The sequence below is a fragment of the Mesorhizobium sp. M7D.F.Ca.US.004.01.2.1 genome (genome assembly GCF_003997785.1).
Taxonomy (GTDB): Bacteria; Pseudomonadota; Alphaproteobacteria; order Rhizobiales; family Rhizobiaceae; genus Mesorhizobium; species Mesorhizobium loti.
On sequence record NZ_RZRQ01000453.1, the window covers coordinates 1 to 3,698 of the forward strand.

General features: G+C 61.5%; 4 protein-coding genes. 1 reads left to right on the plus strand and 3 read right to left on the minus strand.

Going from position 1 to position 3,698, the window contains the following annotated elements:
* Nucleotides 1-493 precede the first annotated feature (493 nt).
* Complete coding sequence (locus EN993_RS32785) at nucleotides 494-880, plus strand: DUF2794 domain-containing protein (protein ID WP_109665336.1); 387 nt, start codon at nucleotides 494-496, stop codon at nucleotides 878-880.
* Between the two features lie 123 nt (nucleotides 881-1,003).
* Here the strand turns inward: EN993_RS32785 and EN993_RS32790 are convergent, their stop codons facing one another.
* The 3 genes from EN993_RS32790 to EN993_RS32800 form a co-directional block, all read right to left on the minus strand.
* Nucleotides 1,004-1,582, minus strand: a complete 579-nt coding sequence (locus tag EN993_RS32790) for a GNAT family N-acetyltransferase (protein ID WP_109663749.1) — start codon at nucleotides 1,580-1,582, stop codon at nucleotides 1,004-1,006.
* 122 nt (nucleotides 1,583-1,704) lie between these two features.
* Complete coding sequence (locus tag EN993_RS32795; RefSeq protein WP_109663747.1) at nucleotides 1,705-2,484, minus strand: Bax inhibitor-1/YccA family protein; 780 nt, start codon at nucleotides 2,482-2,484, stop codon at nucleotides 1,705-1,707.
* 241 nt (nucleotides 2,485-2,725) lie between these two features.
* Nucleotides 2,726-3,698, minus strand: a 973-nt coding sequence (locus EN993_RS32800; RefSeq protein ID WP_127265921.1) for an FtsX-like permease family protein, incomplete at its 5' end; no start/stop codon positions are given.

The window sequence follows — 3,698 nt, forward strand, 5'->3', positions numbered from 1 at the left end:
GCCCGGTCCCATTCTTGGCGCTGCGTTCATCCACAAGCCGTAACAGAATCGCTGAAACGACCCTGCCTTCGTCATCCTAGGGAGAAGCAGGAGCGAAGCTCCGTCGCGGAGACCCCAATAAAAAACCGACGTCAGCTTGCTTCTGACGTCGGTCATTTAGGTTTTGGGATCGTCGCACCCGGTTCTTCCGAGGAAGAGCCGAGGTTGGTTCGATCCGACGCAGACCCGTGGGCGGGGGGCTTGGGGTTTACGAGCCGGTGCCGGACCGAACCGTCTCAGGCAACGCCGGTAAATTCGTCGGACATTGGGGCATGAGCGCGGATAAAAAAAGGCAGAAATGTGGCGAAGCATCACCAATTCCAACACGGCGTTTCATAAAAGTGACTGGACGTGGCGGAAACAGCGCGGCGCCGCTGTGCTTCGCCGGGTCTTGCAATTCAGCTGCGAACACGCCAACTTTGGCTGGCAAAGATTCATTTTGAAGGATCGAGGCATGACCGATGACAGCGGCGGGACGGGGGATGGTGACGCATCCGCAATATTGATCCCGCTGCACGAGGCGCGACGCGAGCGCCTTGATCAGCCGGTGCGGTTCGACCGGCGCGAGCTGGATCAGATCCTCAGACTCTACGGACGCATGGTCGCCGCCAATGAATGGCGCGACTACGCTATCGATCATCTCACCGACCGCGCTGTGTTTTCCGTGTTCCGCCGCACCAGCGAAGTGCCGCTGTTCCAGATCGTCAAGGATCCGAAACTGGCCCGCAAGCAGGGCGCCTTTGCCGTCATTGCCGCCGGCGGCCGCATCTTGAAGCGCGGCCAGGAACTCGGCCGCGTGCTTGGGATTTTCGACAGCAAGTTGAAAGTGGTCGAGGCCTGAGGGGAATTGGAGCAGGAGAATTGAAGAACTGGAGAATTGATGAGTTGAAGAAAAGGCCCGCAACGATATATATAGCCGCTGTTTCTTTTATTCTTCAGTTCATCAATTCTTCAATTCCTCAGTTCATTTCCCTCCAAGGCCCTCGCGGAACTTCCGCTCCGGCAGCGATTCGGGATCGGGCGGCGTCACTGCCCCGCCATTCAGCGACAGCTGCATGAACACCGTGTCCAGCCAGCGTCCGTGCTTGTAGCCGGAGCCTTCCAGGCGGCCTGAATGGCGAAAGCCGAGCTTTTCGTGCAGCCGCACCGAGGCGCTGTCGGGACGGCCATCGCCGATCACCGCGATGATCTGGCGGAAGCCCGCGCCCCGCACCGCCTCGATCAGCTGCTGCATCAGCAACAAGCCAACGCCCTGGCCCTTCGCCCAGGGCGCGATATAGACCGAATCCTCGACGATGAAGCGGTAGGCCGGACGCGGCCGGAAGGCACCGGCATAGGCGTAGCCAAGAACGGCGCCATCCTTCTCCGCCACCAGATAAGGAAATCCGCCGGCCATCAAACTATCGAATCGAGTGCCCATCTCCGCTCGGCTGGGTGGCTCCAGCTCATAGCTCGCCGTGCCTTGAGTCACCGCGTCGGCATAGATGTCCGTGATTCGGTCAAGGTCGGCCACCGTCGCGGGTCGAATCGTAATACTGCTCATAATTTATGCATGCCATTTCTCTGCTCGCAATAACAGCAAAGACCGGCACAAAAGAAAAGGGCGGCCGTTGGGCCGCCCTTTTGGAATTCGATGGTCCAGTCAGATCATGAGCCGGACAAAACCTAGCGGCGATCGCCCATGAACTGCAGCAGGAACATGAACAGGTTGATGAAGTCGAGATAGAGCCTCAGCGCACCCATGATCGCCTTGCGGCCAGCGACATCCGAGGCGTCGCCATCGAAGTACATTTCCTTGATCTTCTGCGTGTCATAGGCGGTGAGGCCCGAGAAGATCAGCACGCCGATCGCCGAAACGGCGAAGGACAGGGCCGACGACTGCAGGAAGATGTTGATGACCATGGCGATGATCAGACCGAACACGCCCATGATCAAGAACGAGCCCATCGCGGTCAGGTCGCGCTTGGTCGTGTAGCCGTAGAGCGACAGCGCGCCGAAGGCCGCTGCGGTGGCGAAGAAGGTCTGCGAAATGCTGGCCGCCGTGTAGACCAGGAAGATCGACGACAGCGACAGGCCGACGAGGCCGGCATAGACCCAGAACGTCGTCTGCGCCGCCGCAACGCTCATCGACTGGACCCGGAACGACAGGAACAGCACCGCGGCCAGCGGGGCAAAGATCACCACCCAGCGCAGCGGCGAGCCGAAGATCGCGTAGCCGAACGAGGTCAGCATCTCGCCGCTTGGCAGCGTCGCGACAGCCGAAGCCGGATCGGTGGTGGTGGCCAGCATGATCGTGCCGACAGCGGCAAGACCGGTGATGAGGAGGCCAAGCCCCATCAGATTGTAGACCTTGATCATGTAGGCGCGCAGGCCCTGATCGATGTCAGCACCGACGCCGACGCCGGGCACGGCGCGCGTCTGGTAGTTGCGAATGGGATCAGCCATTGTAGTCCTCTATTGCTTCTGCCCCGTCCGGTGTCAGGCCCAGTCGGAATAAATCCACCGGACCCAGGCGCCGCTGGCAGGGCTCCAGCATGCCTGTGGCGAAATATGATGGTTATTCGCGTCAAGAACAAGACCGTAACCGGATGTAACGGTTCGTGAGACAACGAAGTGCCGATTCCTCGGCTTTCCGGACGGCATTCTTACCAAGATTTAATCCAGGGTGGCCATTGCGGACCTAAGGTCACAGGTTGCGCAGCACGGGTGCTGCCTTCTGGCCAAGCACCCGCCAGGTGCCGGCGAGGCCGATGCCGACCGTGATCACCAGCGAGAACAGAATGGTCGCCACCGCCACCTCGGGCATGAAATGCGACGGCAATGTCATGATGCGCGCGACGACGAACCAGGCAGCGGCACTGCCTGCCGCCAGCGCGAAGATCGCGGTGGCGAGCCCGATCAGCATGTATTCGAGCGAGAAGGCCGCGATCAGCGTCCTGCGTGTCGCGCCCAGCGTCTTCAGCACCACCGCGTCATGGATGCGCGCCCGGTTACCGGCGGCAAGCGCGCCGGCCAGCACCAGCACCGAAGCGATCAGCGCCACGCCGGCCGCCGCCCGGATCGCCGTACCGAGCTGCCCGACCAGCCGGTTGACGACATCGAGCGCATCCTTGACCCGGACCGACGTCACCGCCGGGAAGGCGCGGGTGACGGCATTGAGGATACGAGCGTCGTCCGCCGTCGAGGCATTCTTTTCGGTCAACGTCGCCATCCAGCCATGCGGGGCGCCTGCGAATGTGTTGGGCGAGAACACCATGACGAAATTGATGCCCATCGTCTCCCATTCGACCTGGCGGAAATTGGCGATCCTGGCCGTGACATTGCGGCCGAGCACATTGACGGTGATGGTGTCGCCGAGCTTCAGCCCGATCTCCTTGCCTTCTTGCGCCGAAAACGAGACCAGCGGCTCGCCGCTATACTTGTCCGGCCACCAGCTGCCCTCGGTCAGCGTCGTGTTTTCCGGCTGCCTGGCGTCATAGGTCAGGCCACGATCACCCTTCAGCACCCAGGCGCCTGCCGCCGGCACCTTCACCTTGTCGACATCGACACCGTTCAGCGCCATCACCCGGCCGCGCAGCATGGGCACCTTGGCCAGCGTTCCCCGCGGTGCCTCCTTGCCGATCAGCGCGGAGAAGGAATCGACATCGCTGCTCTGGATG

Bases quoted from the DNA above. Each gene is read 5' to 3' on its own strand.
- EN993_RS32785 (WP_109665336.1), top strand. From the start codon at position 494: ATGACCGATGACAGCGGCGGGACGGGGGATGGTGACGCATCCGCAATA.
- EN993_RS32790 (WP_109663749.1), bottom strand. From the start codon at position 1,582: ATGAGCAGTATTACGATTCGACCCGCGACGGTGGCCGACCTTGACCGA.
- EN993_RS32795 (WP_109663747.1), bottom strand. From the start codon at position 2,484: ATGGCTGATCCCATTCGCAACTACCAGACGCGCGCCGTGCCCGGCGTC.